Below are 16,338 nucleotides of genomic sequence, written 5' to 3'. Positions count from 1 at the left end.
TTTGTTTTTCAGAGTTTTAACTTGCTCCCGAGATTAAGTGCCTATGAGAATGTGGAGTTGCCTTTGATTTATCGGGGAATGACGAAAAAGGAAAGAGAGCCACTGGTTTTACATGCACTGGAAGAGGTGGACTTGTTGGATCGCAAGAAGCATTTTCCATCAGAGTTATCTGGCGGGCAGCAGCAGCGTGTTGCTATTGCACGAACGTTGGCAGGAGATCCTCCGATCATTTTGGCGGATGAACCTACGGGAGCGCTGGATTCGAAGACAGGTGCGGAGATTTTAAACATTTTAAAGAGATTACATGCACAAGGTCGGACGATTATTTTGATTACGCATGACTTATTGATTGCCCAGCAGGCGAAGCGGATTGTGCGGTTTCGGGATGGGCGGTTGAATGAAGTTATTTAGTGTTTATAAGACCGGTACTCCGAATTAGGTGTTCCGGTTTTATTGTTTTTTTGATTTATTCAATGAAAAATTTCTGCTTGCATAACCAATACGTCGTTGATATATAGAGACGCAAACGAATGTTCTTATATAGGAGCTGATTATGTTGGCAAAGGAACGGACGATTTTCATTGCGGACTGTCAATCGTTCTACACAAGCGTTGAAAAGGAGACTCATCCCGGTTTAGAAAATTTCCCCGTTGTTGTTGCTGGTGATCCTGCTCGTCGATCCGGCATCATACTTTCTGCTTGTCCCACTCGTAGAAGTTTTTTCGATCGACGAGCAATTCCTTGACGAGCATTTGAGTCAAATATATTCAATATGAAAAGAGGATGCCGAACGGCATCCTCTTCCTTTTTAATCATAATTGATAATAGTATACTGTTGGTCTTTAAACTTCAGAGAGGGGGCTTTCTTAACGGGATTTGAACGTGGCGCCGCACGATTCGCGGACCACGAGCTCGGGAGAGTGATTGATAGTAATCGTCTCGTCGGAGCCATTAATCGCACTGATCAGCTGCAGCACAGCCATTCGCCCCAAATACTCGTTATGCTGATCCATCGAAGTCAGACGCGGAATACTGTATTCGCTCAGCGGAAATTGATCGCAGCTCGCGATGGCGATCTGCTCGGGGCAGTGCAGCCCGCGATCTTTCATGGCGCGTACTGCGCCGAGCGCTACCATATCGTTATGGGCGATGACTGCCGATGGCAGCCTGTCAGAGGTGGCATCGAGCAATTGGATCATCGCGGCGTAGCCGTCCGGCGCGTAATAGTCCGAGGTCACGATGTAAGGGTCGTAGACAGTTTGTCCGAGCGACTTCATCGCCTGTGAGAACGCCTCGATCCGTGAAGAGGTGACGCGAATGCCGGGTTCTCCTCCGATGAAGCCAATCCTGTCGTGGCCGAGCGCGATGAAGTGATTCACAATGGACGTTACGCCCTGCTTGAGATTCCGCTCGACGAACAGGCATTCGCATCCTTCTATTCTACTGCCGACGATAACGACTGGTACGTGACGGCGAAGCTGGTTAAGGGCGAGAATGAATGAATCCGGGATATCCTCTTTATCAATTTGGCCGCCTAGAATCAGTACGCCATCCACTTGCTTCTCGAGAATGATTTTGAAGTAATCCTCTTCTGATAAGTGCGTGTCGAAGCGCTTTGAGTCGCGAGAGAACATCGTGTTAAACATGAGCGTAGCGTACATGTGTTTCAAGGCGAAACTCTCAATCTGAAGAAATAACGAGGCGAAATAAGGATTCGTAATATCAGGTAGAATAACACCGATGTTTTTTGTCGTTTGATTGATCATACCCCTGGCGAATACACTGGGCGTGTAGTTGTACTCGTCGATAACCTGTTGGATACGCTCTCGCTTCTTCTGGGAAACGGAGGGGCTATTGTTCAGCACGCGCGATACGGTGGATACGGATACGCCGCTTTTTTGGGCGATCTCTGTAATAGTAATCTTACTCTTCAATATGACACATCCTTTTGCGAACCTTGCTACTAGTTAGATTTTATCGCAACTTATCGAGCGATGCAATAGATATTTGGTAACGATACCAAAATATCTTTAATTATTGAGATTAGCAATAAGAATGGGTGGTGGCTTTATATTGTCAGTAAAATATAGGTTGACAGCGTTGTTGTCACCTGATAATCTTTCACTTGTAAGCGGTTCACATAATCAAATTTGGTAACGTTACCAAATTGGTGGGGGATGTATTCAATGAATAAACAGTTTTCAGGATCGGTCATTGCGGTCGATCTGGGAGGTACCAGCATTCTTTTAGGGGAGGTCACGGTAGAGGGAGAGGTCATTCGAACGAAATCCTATCCAAGCGATACGACGAGCCAAGTAATCGCACTGCAGAATATTATCGATGCGATAGCTGACTTTAAGAAGACCTCTCCATCTCAGTCGGAGCCGCTGGCAATTGGCATTGGGGTCGTCGGCCGGGTCGATGGGATGCGAGGTATCTGGCTAGAGATCGAACCGGGAAAATCCGAAGCAACCGACGTTACGGCGATCATCGAATCAACGTTCGGAATCCGTTGCGGCATCGACAACGACGTCGCTTGTGCGACGAAGGCGGAGCAACGGTTCGGATGGGGAAAACAGTCCGACAATTTCATCTACTTGAATATCGGCACCGGAATCGCAGCAGGATTTATTGTGGATGGGCATTACGTGAACGGCGCGAGCTTAAATTCGGGAGAAGTCGGCCATGTGGTTGTCGATCTGCATAGCGATGTGGTTTGCGGCTGCGGGCGCAAAGGGTGCGTCGAACGGATCGCTTCGGGTCTCGGTTTTCATGAGAGAGTACTGGCGCTGAGAAGCCAATATCCGAATTCGGCTCTTGCCGTTCGCGACGGCGAACGCGTCGCTGCGCAAGCCATTTTCGCTGCGGCTGTCAGCGGAGACGAGCTCTGCGTGCGAGTCTGCGAAGAAGCGGCCAGCGCCACGGCGGCGCTTGTCATGAACCTCGTGCGCGTCAGCGATCCCGATACGATCGTTCTAGGAGGCGGCGTCACGAAGAGTGATTATTTTGTCGGCAGAGTCAAATCGTATTTGAATCCGAAAACGATGCGGTTCGTTGCCAGGTCTCTTGTGAAGACGAAGCTGCCGGAGTCCGGACTTGTCGGTGCGGCATTGGCAGGCATGCAAGCGATCGGCATAACCGGGGAGGAGGCCTATCGAATATGAAGCCTACAATGATGACATACGTTCTGGAACAGTCGGAGATGGTCCAATCGATCCTCTCGCGCTTTCCGGGCAACGTGGAGGAATTCGTGGACATCGCGCTCGGTACGTCTGACTGGCTCGTATTCGCGACTGGATCGAGCTATAACGCTGCTTTAAGCGCTAAGTATTATGTCGAGAAGTGGGCGGATGTCCGGATGGAAATCAAAGAGCCGTTTCATTTTACACATTATGAGCGTATCTCCCCGCATGTTGATCTTGCCATCGGCATCTCGCAGAGCGGCCAGAGCACGTCGACGATCGGCGCTTTGGCCCGCGTACGCCAGGAATCCGACATCAGGACGATCGCAATGGCAAGCAATACGACCAGCGCGATCTCTGAGGCGGCGGACGCGACGACGGACATCGGCTGCGGCATAGAACGGGTCGGGTACGTGACCAAGGGGTTTACTGCGACGGTGCTCACCTTCATGCTCGCTGGACTCCGCTTTGCGGAACGCAAAGGGATCGCTTCGCGCGACCAAGTAAGCAGGGAGCTCGAGGCATTTCGGAAGTTCGGCGCGGCTCTGCCCGACATCATATCGGCAACGGAGAATTTCTACGAGCGCTATAAGGAGGAGTTCGTGGGAGCTCCCCGGTTCACGTTGATCGGCAATGGACCGGCAGTTGGCACGACGAAGGAGATCGAGACGAAATTCTCGGAAACGGTCCGACTGCCGACGCAAGGGATCGAACTAGAGGCATTCATGCACGGCCCGTACCTGGAAGTCAATGCGGAGCACCGCATCTTTTTCTTGGAGACGGAGAGCCCGGTCAAGCAACGGCTCGAGGCGTTGATAGCGTATGAATCCCGCATCACACCGTATACGTACACCATAAGGCTAGGCAAAGGAAACGACGAACGGACGCTTGGGCTGTCCGTGTCATTGGACGAATACCAAGCACCCCTCGCGCTCGTCGTACCCTTCCAGATCCTCGCGTATCGCATCGCGGGCGGGCGGGGCATCGACTTGACCCGTCGTATCTACACCGACTTTGGAGTTGCAATGCAGAGCAAGACGCAGCCTGGCGACTACGCTTAACTGCGAAGGCAAATATAAAGGTGCAAGTTAATCTAAGGGGGAATCTGTGAAATGAAAAGATTTTGGGTCCTGGTATTGGCATTACTCCTAATGCTTTCTGCAACTGCATGCTCAAGCGGCAACAAAGATTCAAATGACAACACTAGCAATGGGTCTGGGAATGAGGGGCAGTCTTCGGCAACGGCGAAGAAAGTCAAGCTGAAGCTCTGGACCATTTGGCCTTCAGGAGATTTCAAACCCATACGGGATGAGCTAGTAGAAAAATGGAACAAAGACCACCCTGATATTCAAGTGGAAGTAGAGTCCGCTGAGAACGATGCTTATAAAACGAAAGTACAAACGGCAGCAGCGGCTGATGGACTTCCGGATATTTTCTTTAGTTATGGCGCGGGCTTCTCGAAGCCATTTGTTGATGGCGGAAAGGTTCTTGCTCTGGACGAATACCTGAACGACGGAACAAAGGACAAACTTACAGCCGGTTCGCTGGACAATTTAACATATAACAGTAAAGTTTACGGCTTGCCGTATACAATGTGGCTCGGAACTTTTTTCGTCAATCAAGAACTGTTCGACAAGAACAATATTAAAGTACCGACAACATATACCGAGCTCCTCGAGGTTGTAAAAGCTTTCCGTGCCAAAGGAATCGATCCGATGGCGGTAGGTGGCAAGGATCTCTGGACAAGCGAGTTTTACCAAAACGTAATCGCACTGCGTGAAGGTGGAACAAAGCTGAATCTCGATGCATTGAGAGGCAAAGCATCATTTGAAGATGCTGCATTTACAAAAGCTGCAGAGAAGCTTCAGAAACTAGCGAAAGAGGATGCCTTTATGAAAGGCTATATGGGTTTATCTAGGGATGAGTCGGAAGCGGTGTTTCTGGCAGGTAAAATACCGATGTACTACAATGGCAGCTGGTTTGCAAAATCATTGGACGCTGCTCCAGATGTTAAAGCCAAAGTTAAGGTTATGAAATTTCCTGTCATTGAAGGAGCCGCAGGGAATGAAAATGAATGGATTGGCGGCGTGCTCGACACGTTCATGGTAAGCTCAAAAACCAAGTATCCGGAACAATCCGTTCAATTCTTGAAGTATTTGACTGAAAATCTCTCAAGCGAAGGTTACAAAGCGGGGGCTGGATTGCCTACTTGGAAAACGAAGGTCGACGAGTCTAAAATCGACCCGGTACTAAAAGATGTTCTAGCGTCTTTCAATAAATCTACCGGTGTTGTACCCTTGTATGATTTGTACCTGGGAGGCAAACAAGGGGAAACGCATATGAACCTTGTGGCGAAGCTTTTGGCAAACAAAATAACTCCTCAAGAATTTGGAGTTCAAATGCAGGCGTTAGAGAGATAACCATATCCGTGAGGAGGGGAGTATATCGCTCTCCTCCTTTCCCTCAAGGAGGATCTTATCATGGATCGCGTTTTAAGTAACAAGAAAGCGATATTGTTTTTTACATTGCCGGCATTATTGTGGTACGCAGTCATTGTGCTGCTACCTGTTTTTATCTCCTTCTACTATAGCCTGCTGGATTGGGACGGCGTAGGAAAGGGCGTATTCGTCGGTCTCGAGAATTACGTAACCATGTTTCGTGATGATGATATTTTCAGGCAGTCGTTATGGAATTCCATTGTGCTTGCTATCCTCTCCGTGTTTGTACAGCTTCCGATCTCGCTAGTCTTAGCGCTCATTCTGGCTGGTTACGTGAAAGGTAACCGTTTCTATCGTACCGTATATTTTATCCCTGTTGTCATGTCCACGGTTGTAATCGGGCAACTCTGGATGAAGATTTATCATCCTTCTTTTGGCCTTCTGAATGCGTTTTTGGAGAGATTAGGTTTGGAATCCTGGCAGGGTGAATGGCTAGGCAGCGAGAAGACCGCATTACTTGCCGCCTTCTTACCTATTGTTTGGCAATATATCGGTTATCATATGCTCCTTCTGTTTGCATCGGCAAAGTCCATAACGGAGGATCTTTATGAAGCTGCGCGGATAGATGGAGCAACGGGGGTGAAATCCTCCATATATATTACCATTCCGCTAATTAAACCGATGTTGAAATTATCGACTATCTTTGCCGTTATTGGGTCATTAAAAACGTTTGATTTCATATATGTGTTGACGAACGGCGGCCCTATGCATGCTACTGAAGTACCAAGTACATGGATGTTCAGCAATATTTTTAAGCAATATCAATACGGATACGGTAGCTCACTTGCGATCATCATCATTCTAGAGTGTTTATTGTTTACGGTTATGATTCAAAAAATGTTTAAAACGGACTAGGGAGTCTTTTCGTCGGATGTTTCGTCGAACAGACTCTAGACCATTACTTTCGTTTGGAGGCCTAAAAATGACTGTGCAACAGGCAACGATTGCTTCACGACGAAAAAGCGGAATCAGGATCAGCACCTTGATCATGCAGTTTTTTCTCATATTATTTGCTGTTATTCAAATATTTCCTTTGGTATGGCTCTTTCTTTTTTCTTTCAAAGATAACGCAGATATATTCAGCGGAAACGTAATCGGTTTTCCGAAGGTATGGCATTGGGAGAATTATAGTTCCTTGTTTACAGGCGGCAAACTAAGTCTATATTTTGTCAATAGTTTAATTGTCACATTTGCTACGATGGTACTTACCGCCATCTTGGCGACTATGGCCGCCTATTCATTGTCAAGGTTGAAATGGAAACTCAGTAAAGTGACACTGATGGTTTTTATGATTGGGCTTATGATTCCTATTCATGCAGCCTTGCTTCCTATATTTCTTATTCTGAAAAATACGGGTCTTCTGGACACCCGACTAGCGTTGATCCTTCCTTATACCGGGTTCGGATTGTCTCTTGCGATAATTGTCATCGTTAATTTTTTCGTTACGCTTCCCCGAGAGCTTGAAGAGTCCGCCTTTATTGACGGCAGCGGAATCTATCGGACATTTGCTTTGATCATGATGCCGCTGGTGGCGCCGGCAATCGCAACCGTGTCCATATTTACGTACTTGTCCTCATGGAACGAATTAATGTTCGCCATTACGTTTATCAGCAGTGACAACCTTAAGACTTTGACGGTTGGGATCATGTCGTTGTCGGGGCAACACTCAACTTCTTGGGGACCCATCGGAGCAGGACTGTTCATGTCAACCCTGCCTACGATCATTCTGTATTTACTTATGAGTTCCCAGGTAGAGCGCAGCTTAACGACAGGTGCAGTCAAAGGGTAAGAAATCCGTTAATTTCTAAGGAGATCTGTGTAGGGAATGCATTTTTGGTATGCTGAACATGCAAAAAGTCTCATATCAACGCATGTTGTGAGGAAATGACACTGCATAAATTTAGTTTGCTCAGCGATTGGCTCAGCGATTCGACCGCGAAATCGATTCTCTTGGACAATCTTACGGAGATGAACCGGCATGTGGTCGACAAAGTAGAGTTGACGGATGAGTTTGTCGGTTTCTGGAGTGACTTTCCAACGATTAAAGTGTTTCAAATGTTCGGTCAGAACTGGCTAATCGATCGTTCGCCGGAGCAGCTGAGTGGGGAAATGATCCAAAATTTTGTGTTGATGCGAAGAAAATAGGCTTTAGTCCAAAAGCAGCCTGTTAGGGATAGTAACAGCAATAAGACTATTGTAACAAGAATACTGGTGCTTAACATTAACTTGAGCTGTTAATGTTAAGCACCTTTTCTGTGTGTCGAATCTTTTGCTTAACACAAATATGTTCCTTAATCGGTGGATTCAGTATCAAGCGTTATTAAATTACTAAGGGGATCATTTATATTCCTATTATTGACCAACGAATATCTTTTCAAACCAAGAACAGTTGGTGTACCATGAATATACATCCTCTCTTTTTTGGGATAAACTCGCATAAGCATCTGGGGGAATACACCGTGTTGACTAGTATTTGGAGGAAAAGAAGAAGCGTTATCATAACCTGGCTTTTTTCATACGTGGCCATTTTACTTCTGCCGATTGTAATGGGTATTTTTGTTTATCGCGAATCAAGCGCAGCTTTGGAAGAAGAAATTCATAGGGCTAATGATGCATTATTAAAGCAAGTCCGTGAAGTCATTGACAATGAATTAGAAAGTGTTTTAAGGCTGAATACAGAGGTTACCTGGAATACGAAACTTCAAGAACTCATGTTTACGAACATACGGGGGCAGGATAGCTACCAGTATTCCTTGTACCAGATAGCGATGGATTTTAAGATGTATAAAACCTTTTATCCACAAATTACTGACTTCTATGTCTATTACTCGCCGGATGATATCGGTCTAATGCCAGGGTTTGTTCGCAGCGGTAAGGAAGTGTATGAGGATGTCCACAATAATCCTGATTTCAGCTATAATGACTGGCAGACCATGATGACTTCGAGTAAAAAGCCAAGTTTTGTTCCACTCGTTTACAGAGGGTTAAATGGCAGCATCCATCAGTCTATTGCCCATATAAGTTACTTAACTTCGGACCTTAATACGAAACCTGAGGGAGCTGTTGTGATTCTAATTGACGACTCGAAGCTATTAAGTGCTCTCCAAAACGTTCAATTATTCAGTGGAGGCGAAGTACTGGTTTTGAATAAAGAGAACCAGATTCTTTTGTCCACATTGGAAACGAATCAGCATCCGGTATTAACGAATCGGGTACTTTCGGATGATTCTGGCTTTTTCAATGAAAAATACAAGGGACAAGACTCAGAGTTTTATTATATTGCATCCAAAAAATCTGATCTTAAAATTGTGACCATCATGCCGAGCGCCGTAGTATGGCAAAAAGCGATCTATGTGAGGTGGTTTACCTACATGAGTATCGTTTTGAGTATTCTGGGGGGGAGTTTGTTAACGTTCTTCTTCTTGAGAAAAAACTATAACCCGATTAAACAATTAATTCATTCCTTTGCAGGTGAATCAACAGTTCGGTTAAATGAAGGGAATAATGAATTTCAATTTATTCAGCACATGATCTCCAATACTTTGAATGAAAAGGAGGAAGTTAATTTTCGACTCAAGCAGCAAAATTATTTGCTGCGATCTAATTTTATGACCAGGTTATTAAAAGGGAGGTTAGACAACCAAATCCCAATTGAGGATGCGTTGCCTGCTTTCGAGATGCACTTTGACAGTGACCATTTTGCCGTGCTTTTATTTTATGTTGAAGCAAATGATCAGTTTTATTCGAGCATCAATGGAAATAGTGAGAATGAAAAGACTAAACTGCTGCAATTTATCATTGCGAATGTGGTTGAGGAGATCATGAACGCGAAACATATTGGGTATATGACGGAGATCGATGACATGCTCGCCTGCATCATTAATTTCCGTGACACGGGGCAGGCAAGCAACTTGACCGAACTTCGTCAAATGGCCAGCGAAGCGCAGCAATTTTTGAAAAATAAATTTCAAATCGAACTTACGGTTTCGATCAGCAATATTCATACATCCATTGTCGATCTCTCGATTGCCTACAAAGAGTCCATTGATGCGATGGAATATAAGCTTATTATGGGCAGAAAAGAAATTATTTCATTCCATGAAATTCAAAATGAAGCGATTAACGAAATCCCTCAAGGCTATTATTACCCCTTACAGGTGGAACAGCAGCTCATTAATTTTTTGAAAATTGGTGAATATGACAGAGCAAAGGAAACGTTGGATAACATCGTGGATAGGAATTTGAAGATCAATCAGATTTCGTTACCCTTGGCTCGCTGCCTGATGTTTGATTTGGTAAGTACGATGGTGAAGGCGCATCATGAAATTGGCGACACACAAGAGGAATCGTCTGGCGCTAGTTTGAAAGAGATCGAGAAGCTGACAGCATGCGAAACCATGCAGGATATGCATGAACAGCTTACAGAGATGCTGAAGGAAGTATGCAGCAACAACTTGGCCAAAAGAAAATCAACGCTGATTCAAAACAGACATCAGGATTTGCAGACATTAATTCAAAACATCGTACGCTTTATTCAAGAAAATTATCAGGACCCGGATATGAACATCTCCATGATCGGTCTGCGGTTTGATATGAAATCAACCTATTTATCCAAATTGTTCAGAGAGCAAACAGGAGAAGGGCTTCTCGATTACATGAATAAAGTTCGTATTGTGAAAGCTAAGGAACTGATTGAAAGTCAGAACATCACCATGAATGAGATATCAAGTCTTGTTGGTTTTAGCGATGTCAACGCTTTGATCCGGATATTTAAAAAATATGAGGGAGTTACGCCCGGCAAATATAAAGATAGTATGTAAAATAACTGTAGAAGGCTGCTGCAAAGCGGTCTTTTTTTCTGTTTTGATCGGGTAAATGAAAAATGTAATATGCGATTGTATAAAATTAAGATCGATTTTATGTTTTTTTTGATGCCTTTGGAGGATTTTAAGATATTCAAATTGGGTTTATAAAAGCATAATAAAGAGGCGAAAGGGAATCGCCCGAAATCGTACACACTATAGGGAGGCAAACACAGATGAAGAAAATGAAACTTATATCAAGTACCTTATCCATTATCATGCTAAGTACATTCGCAATCGCTTGCAGTGACAAGACGGATAAACAGCCAGCAACATCGTCCGTTCCAAATGAACAAACCGCAGTAACGTATCCATTGAAAACAGATAAAACTCTCTCGTTATGGACAGCTGATGCTAACAACATCTTGCAAATCAAGCCTAGTGTAAAAGATATTCCATTTTATCAGGACTGGCAAAAAAAGACAGGGGTTGCGATCAATTTCATAAACCCTGTTATGGGCCAAGAAAAAGAACAGTTAAACGTCACGCTGGCTTCCGGCGATCTGCCTGACATGATTGAATACAATTGGAAGACGAATTTTCCTGGCGGTCCTGAAAAAGCAATCAAAGACGGAGCGATTTTAAAGCTCAATGATGTTATTGATAAATACGCTCCTAACTTGAAGAAATATTTAAAAGAGCATCCTGAGATCGACAAAATGGTAAAAACAGACGATGGAACTTACTATGCATTTCCATTCATACGCAGTGATGATTCTCTGATGGTTTTCCAAGGGCCAATGCTTAGACAAGACTATTTAACTGAGCTGGGTCTTCAAGTGCCGACCACGATGGATGAGTGGTACACGGTGCTGAAAGCGTTCAAAGAGAAAAAAGGGCTTGAGGCTCCGCTGACGTTCAGAAGCAAACCAAGAGCTCTAGATGATATATATAATGGAGCTTTCATCGGCGCCTACGGAATCAACCGTACATTCTATCTGGATAACGGCGAAGTGAAGTTCGGACCAGCACAACCTGCTTATAAGGATTTCCTTGCTACAATGCGTAAATGGTATGCGGAAGGGCTGCTTGATAAGAATATTGCTACCGCAGACCAAAAAATCCAAGATGCAAATATGACATCCGGCAAATCCGGTGCTACCGTCAGCCAAGCTGGAAGTGGAATTGGCAAATGGATTGGCGCTGGTACAGCGAATGATCCGAAATATGACCTTGTTGCTGCACCTTATCCGGTTCTAAACAAGGGAGATAAGCCGAAATTCGGTCAAAAGAGCTTTGCATTTGGCTCGGAGCCAAGCGGAATGATTGCGATTACGGGATCAAGTAAAAATGTAGAGCTTGCCGCAAAATTCCTTGACTACGGCTATAGTGAGGAAGGACATAACTTCTTTAACTTTGGTACAGAGGGAGTCAGTTACAAAATGGAGAACGGGAATCCGAAATATACGGATTTGATTATGAACAATCCCGAGAAGTTCTCCGTTGCACAATCGATGATGCTCTACATCAAAGCAAGTATGAGCGGTCCATTCGTTCAGGATAAACGTTATCTCGATCAGTACTATACGATGAAGCAGCAAAAAGACGCCATTGTGACTTGGCAAAATACAGATACTTTGAAGTACGTGCTTCCTCCAATTACGACTTCACCGCAAGAAAGCACGGAATTGGCTAAAATCATGAATGAAGTGAATGCGTTAGTGGATGAAACTACGCTTAAAATTATTCTTGGAGCTTCACCTCTCGACGAATTCGACAAGTACCAAGCAAAGTTGAAAACGTTGAACATTGACAGAGCGGTTGAGATTCAAAAAGCTGCTTTGGACAGATACAACAAACGATGATTGGTTAGTAATGAAGAAAGGGAAGGGTAGTCCTTCCCTTTCAATCCAACAAACAGATCTTACAATTTGAAAGAAGGAAACCTTATGACTACTAAGAAAGATATATTCGTGAAGGATTTTCTTCTGAATAAATCCTTATATCTTATGATGCTTCCAGTCCTTATTTACTATGCTATCTTTCATTATGCGCCCATGTATGGAGCCATAATTGCTTTTAAGGACTTCTCTCCAGTGAAAGGAATTATGGCGAGCGATTGGGTTGGCTTGCAGAACTTCAAGGATTTTATGAACAGTTTTTATTTTTGGCGCATTCTTAAAAATACACTTGTCCTTAGTCTATATTCCATTCTTTTCGAGTTCCCAGCACCAATCTTGTTAGCTTTATTCATGAATGAGTTGAAGAACAAATTTTTCGGCAGGTTTGTACAATCCATTTCTTACATGCCTCATTTTATTTCAATGGTAGTCATATGCGGAATCTTAACGGATTTCACGAATAGTGGTGGCTTTATTAACTCTTTCATTGCTCATTTTGGCGGTGACGGGCAGGCATTACTGCAAAAGCCTGAGTATTTCCGTCCTATTTATGTTATCTCTGAAATTTGGCAAAAAATTGGATGGGAATCCATTATCTATATGGCCGCTTTAATGGGGATAGATCAAGAGCAATACGAAGCCTCCAGGATTGACGGGGCCGGCCGGTTGAAGCAGATGCTATACATTACATTACCAGGGATTGCACCTACAATCGCCATTATGTTCATTATGAGGATGGGCAATTTGCTTAATGTCGGTTTTGAGAAAATTATTTTGCTTTATAATCCCGTGACTTACAGCACGGCCGATGTGATTTCATCCTTCGTCTATCGCAAAGGTTTATTGGAATTTAACTGGGGATTCAGCGCTTCTGTAGGACTATTCAACTCAGTGATTAATTTGATTTTATTAGTAGCGGCTAACCAGCTCAGTCGTAAAATCAGTAAAAATGGATTGTGGTAAGGAGGAGGGACGACATGAACCGAATGAGTCGGTCCGAAAAGGTGTTTGATGCGGTTAATATAATGGTCATGCTTGTACTAGTTGTTGTTACCCTATATCCCTTGGTTTATGTAGGATTGGCTTCGATTAGTGATGCAAGCTCCCTCATTGCCCATAAAGGCTTGCTTCTAAAGTCGTACGGATTTCATATCGATGCCTACAAGCAAGTATTAAGCAATCGTAGTATTCTAACGGGTTACAGCAACACGTTTATCATTATTGTCTTGGGGGTATTTATAAATTTACTCCTGACTTCTCTTGGCGCTTATGTTTTGTCGCGTAAGAACGTATTATGGAATCGCGTGTTCATCTTTATTATTTTGTTCACGATGTTCTTCCAAGGCGGCTTGATTCCTCTCTATTTGGTAATTAAAGGAGTTGGACTTTACAATTCATTATTGGCGCTTGTACTTCCATTTGCAGTAAATACCTTTAATTTGATTATTATGAGAACGTCCTTCTCGGCGATTCCAGATAGTTTGGAAGAATCGGCAAAAATAGACGGGGCCAATCATTTTGTCATCCTGTTTCGGATCATTATGCCATTATCCATGCCTGTCATAGCCGTTATGATTATGTTTTATGCCGTAGAGAAATGGAACGGCTGGTTTTATGCCTCGATTTTCTTAAAAGACAGGGATTTATTTCCGCTGCAGCTCGTTTTACGCGAAATATTGCTTGCCAACTCGACAGAAAGCATGACAAGCGGATCCGATCAGGGCTTTCAACTTGCCGAAACGATCAAGTATGCAACGATCATGGTGGCGACTTTGCCCATCCTGTTCTTCTATCCAATTGTCTCCAAATATTTCGTTAAGGGAGTCATGGTCGGAGCTTTAAAAGGATAAGATCAAGCAAGGAGATGGACTATGAGCATACAAGCATGGCTGAAAGAGCCGATTTCGACAACAGTGTTACTGGGCAATTTGCGTTCCCGCTTAGAGCGGATGGACGTAAAGAGTGCTTTTATCGCTAGTCATTTGCCTGAAAGCGCACAAGAGACGATAGCCAAGGCGGAGCTTGCTTATCAAGGAATGATCATGCTTCCCGGCACCGGCGGAATAAGGGAATTCGTAGGCAATCCGCCTCGCTGGCTGGAACACAGACACAATGACAATGAGTATTTGTGGCAGCTTAACCGTATGAACGATTGGCAGGATTTATTGCAAGCCTATTCCTTAACGAAGAATGAGAAATATGGCCGAAAAGTGATTGAGGAAATGCTGAACTGGATCGAAACGGTAGAAATTACCGAAGACATGATCGATCTTCCGCTCAGTTATTATTCGGAATGTCATCCGCTTCGCGCGCTGGAACTTGGCATACGCAATTATAAGACTTGGCCGCTTGTCTTAGAGCATCTGGGCCATTCCGAGCTGTTTACGGAGGAAGTGCTGGAGCGGTATGTAACTGCCGTCTATAAGCAAATCAAAATCTTACGCAAAGTATCGCCGCAGCTATGGCCCAAAGCGGATCATAACCATTATTTGATGGAATGCTTGGGAATTTTGACGACTGCGCTTTATTTTCCCGAGCTTAAGGAATCGGAGGAGTGGAGAGACTTTGCGATTGATGCGATCGAGAAGTGCTGCTTCGCCCAGCTGACGGAGGATGGCGGACAGATTGAAGGCTGTCCATCCTATCATAATGGCTGCATGTTCTGGTTTGGCCTTGCTGTTGTGCTCGCGAAGCGCTTTGGCTTCCGGTTCTCGGAGACATATATGGAACGGTATAAGAAAAACCTGGATTATTCGATCTATTCGCTAAGGCCGACAGGAAAATGTGTGCCCGTAGGCGATTCACATGCTAACAATCTTGCGATTATGGGCGGCGTATACGGTTATTTTGCTTTGGGGGATATAACTTGGCTGGGGCTTGCTGCTAACTTGATGGATACGAGCGAGATTATGCAGGAGGCAAGCAGGCATGTATGGCGTGCGCTTGATGTGCAGCGATTCATAAGTGATTTGCACTCCTTAAAGGAAGAGCAATATACATGCGATATGCAAACCACATTTTGGAATCGGACGCTTCATCAAGCGATTATTCGCAGCGGTTGGGATCGTGAGGCGCTGAGCTTTTTGTTTACTTGCCGCAGCCCGATTCAAAATTTGCACGCCCACATAGATCTTATGAGCTTTGATTTTACAGCTCTTGGTAAAGATATGGTTTGCGATCCCGGTCTTTATTGCTTCAGGGAGGATGAAGATCGCAAGCAGTTTAAAAGCTCGAACTTTCATTCCACGCTTCTCATTGATGACCGTGATCACTTTGAATATAGGGGCTCCTGGGACTATGGTACGCAAAAAAAAGGAGAGATATACAAGGTGGAGAACAGAGGCTTCTACCAACTCGCAAGCGCTTATCATTTGAATTATGAGCCGATTGTCCATCATCGTCATATTTCTCTTGTGGGTGGCAAGTTCGTTGTGATCGCCGATCGGGTAGAAGGGCTCAGGCAGCATAGTGTGCAGCGATATTTTCATCTCGATTTTACAGATGTGAAAGAAGCAGCAGGCGGCGTAGCAGCAACAAGCGATATCGCTAATCTGGCCATCTTTACTAGTGAGCAAGGGCAGTTGGAATTTTTGCCGGGAAGACTATCGGACATGAATGATGTTGCACGGCCTTCCACTAGAGTAAAATTTCAGGGCAGCTATAACGGCTCGAAGACCTTTTTGACCGTACTTGTTCCTTATAAAGGGGAGCAGCAGCTTGCTGTTCAGATCAAGGAGGTGACGGACGGCGTTTTCGAATTCGGTTATGGAGAGCGTTATCGAGTTGCAGTTGAAGAACATGATATGGTAATTAGTTCAACTTGAACAAGTAAGGCATGTATAGCAAAATGAAATCACAACCTCGCTGGATGGCGTTATTGTCGAAGTAACCCATCCAACGAATGTGAATGATCTAGTCAATGATGATGAATATTCGTATACAGGGAGGCAATCTG

Annotated in this window: 13 protein-coding genes and 1 pseudogene; 13 read left to right on the top strand and 1 reads right to left on the bottom strand. The window is 44.4% G+C overall.

The annotated features are described in order from the left end of the window. Together GC098_RS17260 and GC098_RS17255 are read left to right on the top strand one after the other, a co-directional pair. The coding region (locus GC098_RS17260; RefSeq protein ID WP_171644356.1) for an ABC transporter ATP-binding protein at positions 1 to 411 on the top strand (411 nt) is incomplete at its 5' end. A gap of 142 nt (positions 412 to 553) precedes the next feature. After that, a pseudogene (locus tag GC098_RS17255) lies at positions 554 to 721 on the top strand (Y-family DNA polymerase); the annotation flags it as partial. Positions 722 to 866: 145 nt separating this feature from the next. On the opposite strand, the gene GC098_RS17250 reads toward GC098_RS17255, so the two are convergent. Then, entirely contained in the window at positions 867 to 1,934 is a 1,068-nt protein-coding gene (locus GC098_RS17250) for a LacI family DNA-binding transcriptional regulator (RefSeq protein WP_171644354.1), read from the bottom strand. Between the two features lie 216 nt (positions 1,935 to 2,150). On the opposite strand from GC098_RS17250, the gene GC098_RS17245 reads away from it, so the two are divergent. From GC098_RS17245 to GC098_RS17195, 11 genes are all read left to right on the top strand, one after another. Next, positions 2,151 to 3,164 (top strand): ROK family protein, encoded by a 1,014-nt coding sequence (locus GC098_RS17245; RefSeq protein ID WP_246358664.1) that lies wholly within the window; start codon positions 2,151 to 2,153, stop codon positions 3,162 to 3,164. Then, positions 3,161 to 4,243, top strand: coding sequence for an SIS domain-containing protein (locus tag GC098_RS17240; protein WP_171644353.1), 1,083 nt, complete (start codon positions 3,161 to 3,163; stop codon positions 4,241 to 4,243). The genes GC098_RS17245 and GC098_RS17240 overlap by 4 nt, the downstream gene beginning before the upstream one ends. Before the next feature lie 51 nt (positions 4,244 to 4,294). Then, the gene (locus tag GC098_RS17235; protein ID WP_171644352.1) at positions 4,295 to 5,602 is read left to right on the top strand and encodes an extracellular solute-binding protein; all 1,308 of its coding nucleotides are present in this window, start codon (positions 4,295 to 4,297) and stop codon (positions 5,600 to 5,602) included. Positions 5,603 to 5,662: 60 nt separating this feature from the next. Next, on the top strand, positions 5,663 to 6,535 hold the full coding sequence (locus GC098_RS17230) for a carbohydrate ABC transporter permease (RefSeq protein ID WP_171644351.1): 873 nt from the start codon (positions 5,663 to 5,665) through the stop codon (positions 6,533 to 6,535). A gap of 67 nt (positions 6,536 to 6,602) precedes the next feature. Beyond that, on the top strand, positions 6,603 to 7,469 hold the full coding sequence (locus tag GC098_RS17225; RefSeq protein ID WP_171644350.1) for a carbohydrate ABC transporter permease: 867 nt from the start codon (positions 6,603 to 6,605) through the stop codon (positions 7,467 to 7,469). A gap of 95 nt (positions 7,470 to 7,564) precedes the next feature. After that, positions 7,565 to 7,825, top strand: a complete 261-nt coding sequence (locus tag GC098_RS17220; protein ID WP_171644349.1) for a hypothetical protein — start codon at positions 7,565 to 7,567, stop codon at positions 7,823 to 7,825. A gap of 374 nt (positions 7,826 to 8,199) precedes the next feature. Next, the gene (locus tag GC098_RS41215) at positions 8,200 to 10,500 is read left to right on the top strand and encodes a helix-turn-helix domain-containing protein (RefSeq protein WP_171644348.1); all 2,301 of its coding nucleotides are present in this window, start codon (positions 8,200 to 8,202) and stop codon (positions 10,498 to 10,500) included. A gap of 218 nt (positions 10,501 to 10,718) precedes the next feature. Then, the gene (locus tag GC098_RS17210; RefSeq protein WP_171644347.1) at positions 10,719 to 12,347 is read left to right on the top strand and encodes a type 2 periplasmic-binding domain-containing protein; all 1,629 of its coding nucleotides are present in this window, start codon (positions 10,719 to 10,721) and stop codon (positions 12,345 to 12,347) included. Between the two features lie 84 nt (positions 12,348 to 12,431). After that, a complete protein-coding gene (locus GC098_RS17205; RefSeq protein ID WP_171644346.1) occupies positions 12,432 to 13,346 on the top strand; it encodes an ABC transporter permease in 915 nt (304 codons plus the stop codon). 14 nt (positions 13,347 to 13,360) lie between these two features. Further along, the gene (locus GC098_RS17200) at positions 13,361 to 14,233 is read left to right on the top strand and encodes a carbohydrate ABC transporter permease (RefSeq protein ID WP_171644345.1); all 873 of its coding nucleotides are present in this window, start codon (positions 13,361 to 13,363) and stop codon (positions 14,231 to 14,233) included. Positions 14,234 to 14,254: 21 nt separating this feature from the next. Beyond that, positions 14,255 to 16,207 carry an alginate lyase family protein gene (locus GC098_RS17195; protein WP_171644344.1) on the top strand — a complete coding sequence of 651 codons (1,953 nt, stop codon included), beginning with the start codon at positions 14,255 to 14,257 and terminating at the stop codon, positions 16,205 to 16,207. Positions 16,208 to 16,338: the final 131 nt, after the last annotated feature.

The sequence above is a fragment of the Paenibacillus phytorum genome (genome assembly GCF_013141715.1).
Taxonomy (GTDB): Bacteria; Bacillota; Bacilli; order Paenibacillales; family NBRC-103111; genus Paenibacillus_E; species Paenibacillus_E phytorum.
Note: the sequence above shows the minus strand (reverse complement) of the source record. Positions and strands in the feature narration are given on the sequence as shown.

Excerpts from the sequence above, each read along its gene's own strand:
- GC098_RS17230 (WP_171644351.1), top strand. The coding sequence starts at position 5,663 with ATGGATCGCGTTTTAAGTAACAAGAAAGCGATATTGTTTTTTACATTG.
- GC098_RS17225 (WP_171644350.1), top strand. The coding sequence starts at position 6,603 with ATGACTGTGCAACAGGCAACGATTGCTTCACGACGAAAAAGCGGAATC.
- GC098_RS17195 (WP_171644344.1), top strand. The coding sequence starts at position 14,255 with ATGAGCATACAAGCATGGCTGAAAGAGCCGATTTCGACAACAGTGTTA.
- GC098_RS17235 (WP_171644352.1), top strand. The coding sequence starts at position 4,295 with ATGAAAAGATTTTGGGTCCTGGTATTGGCATTACTCCTAATGCTTTCT.
- GC098_RS17205 (WP_171644346.1), top strand. The coding sequence starts at position 12,432 with ATGACTACTAAGAAAGATATATTCGTGAAGGATTTTCTTCTGAATAAA.
- GC098_RS17240 (WP_171644353.1), top strand. The coding sequence starts at position 3,161 with ATGAAGCCTACAATGATGACATACGTTCTGGAACAGTCGGAGATGGTC.
- GC098_RS17210 (WP_171644347.1), top strand. The coding sequence starts at position 10,719 with ATGAAGAAAATGAAACTTATATCAAGTACCTTATCCATTATCATGCTA.
- GC098_RS17200 (WP_171644345.1), top strand. The coding sequence starts at position 13,361 with ATGAACCGAATGAGTCGGTCCGAAAAGGTGTTTGATGCGGTTAATATA.
- GC098_RS17220 (WP_171644349.1), top strand. The coding sequence starts at position 7,565 with ATGACACTGCATAAATTTAGTTTGCTCAGCGATTGGCTCAGCGATTCG.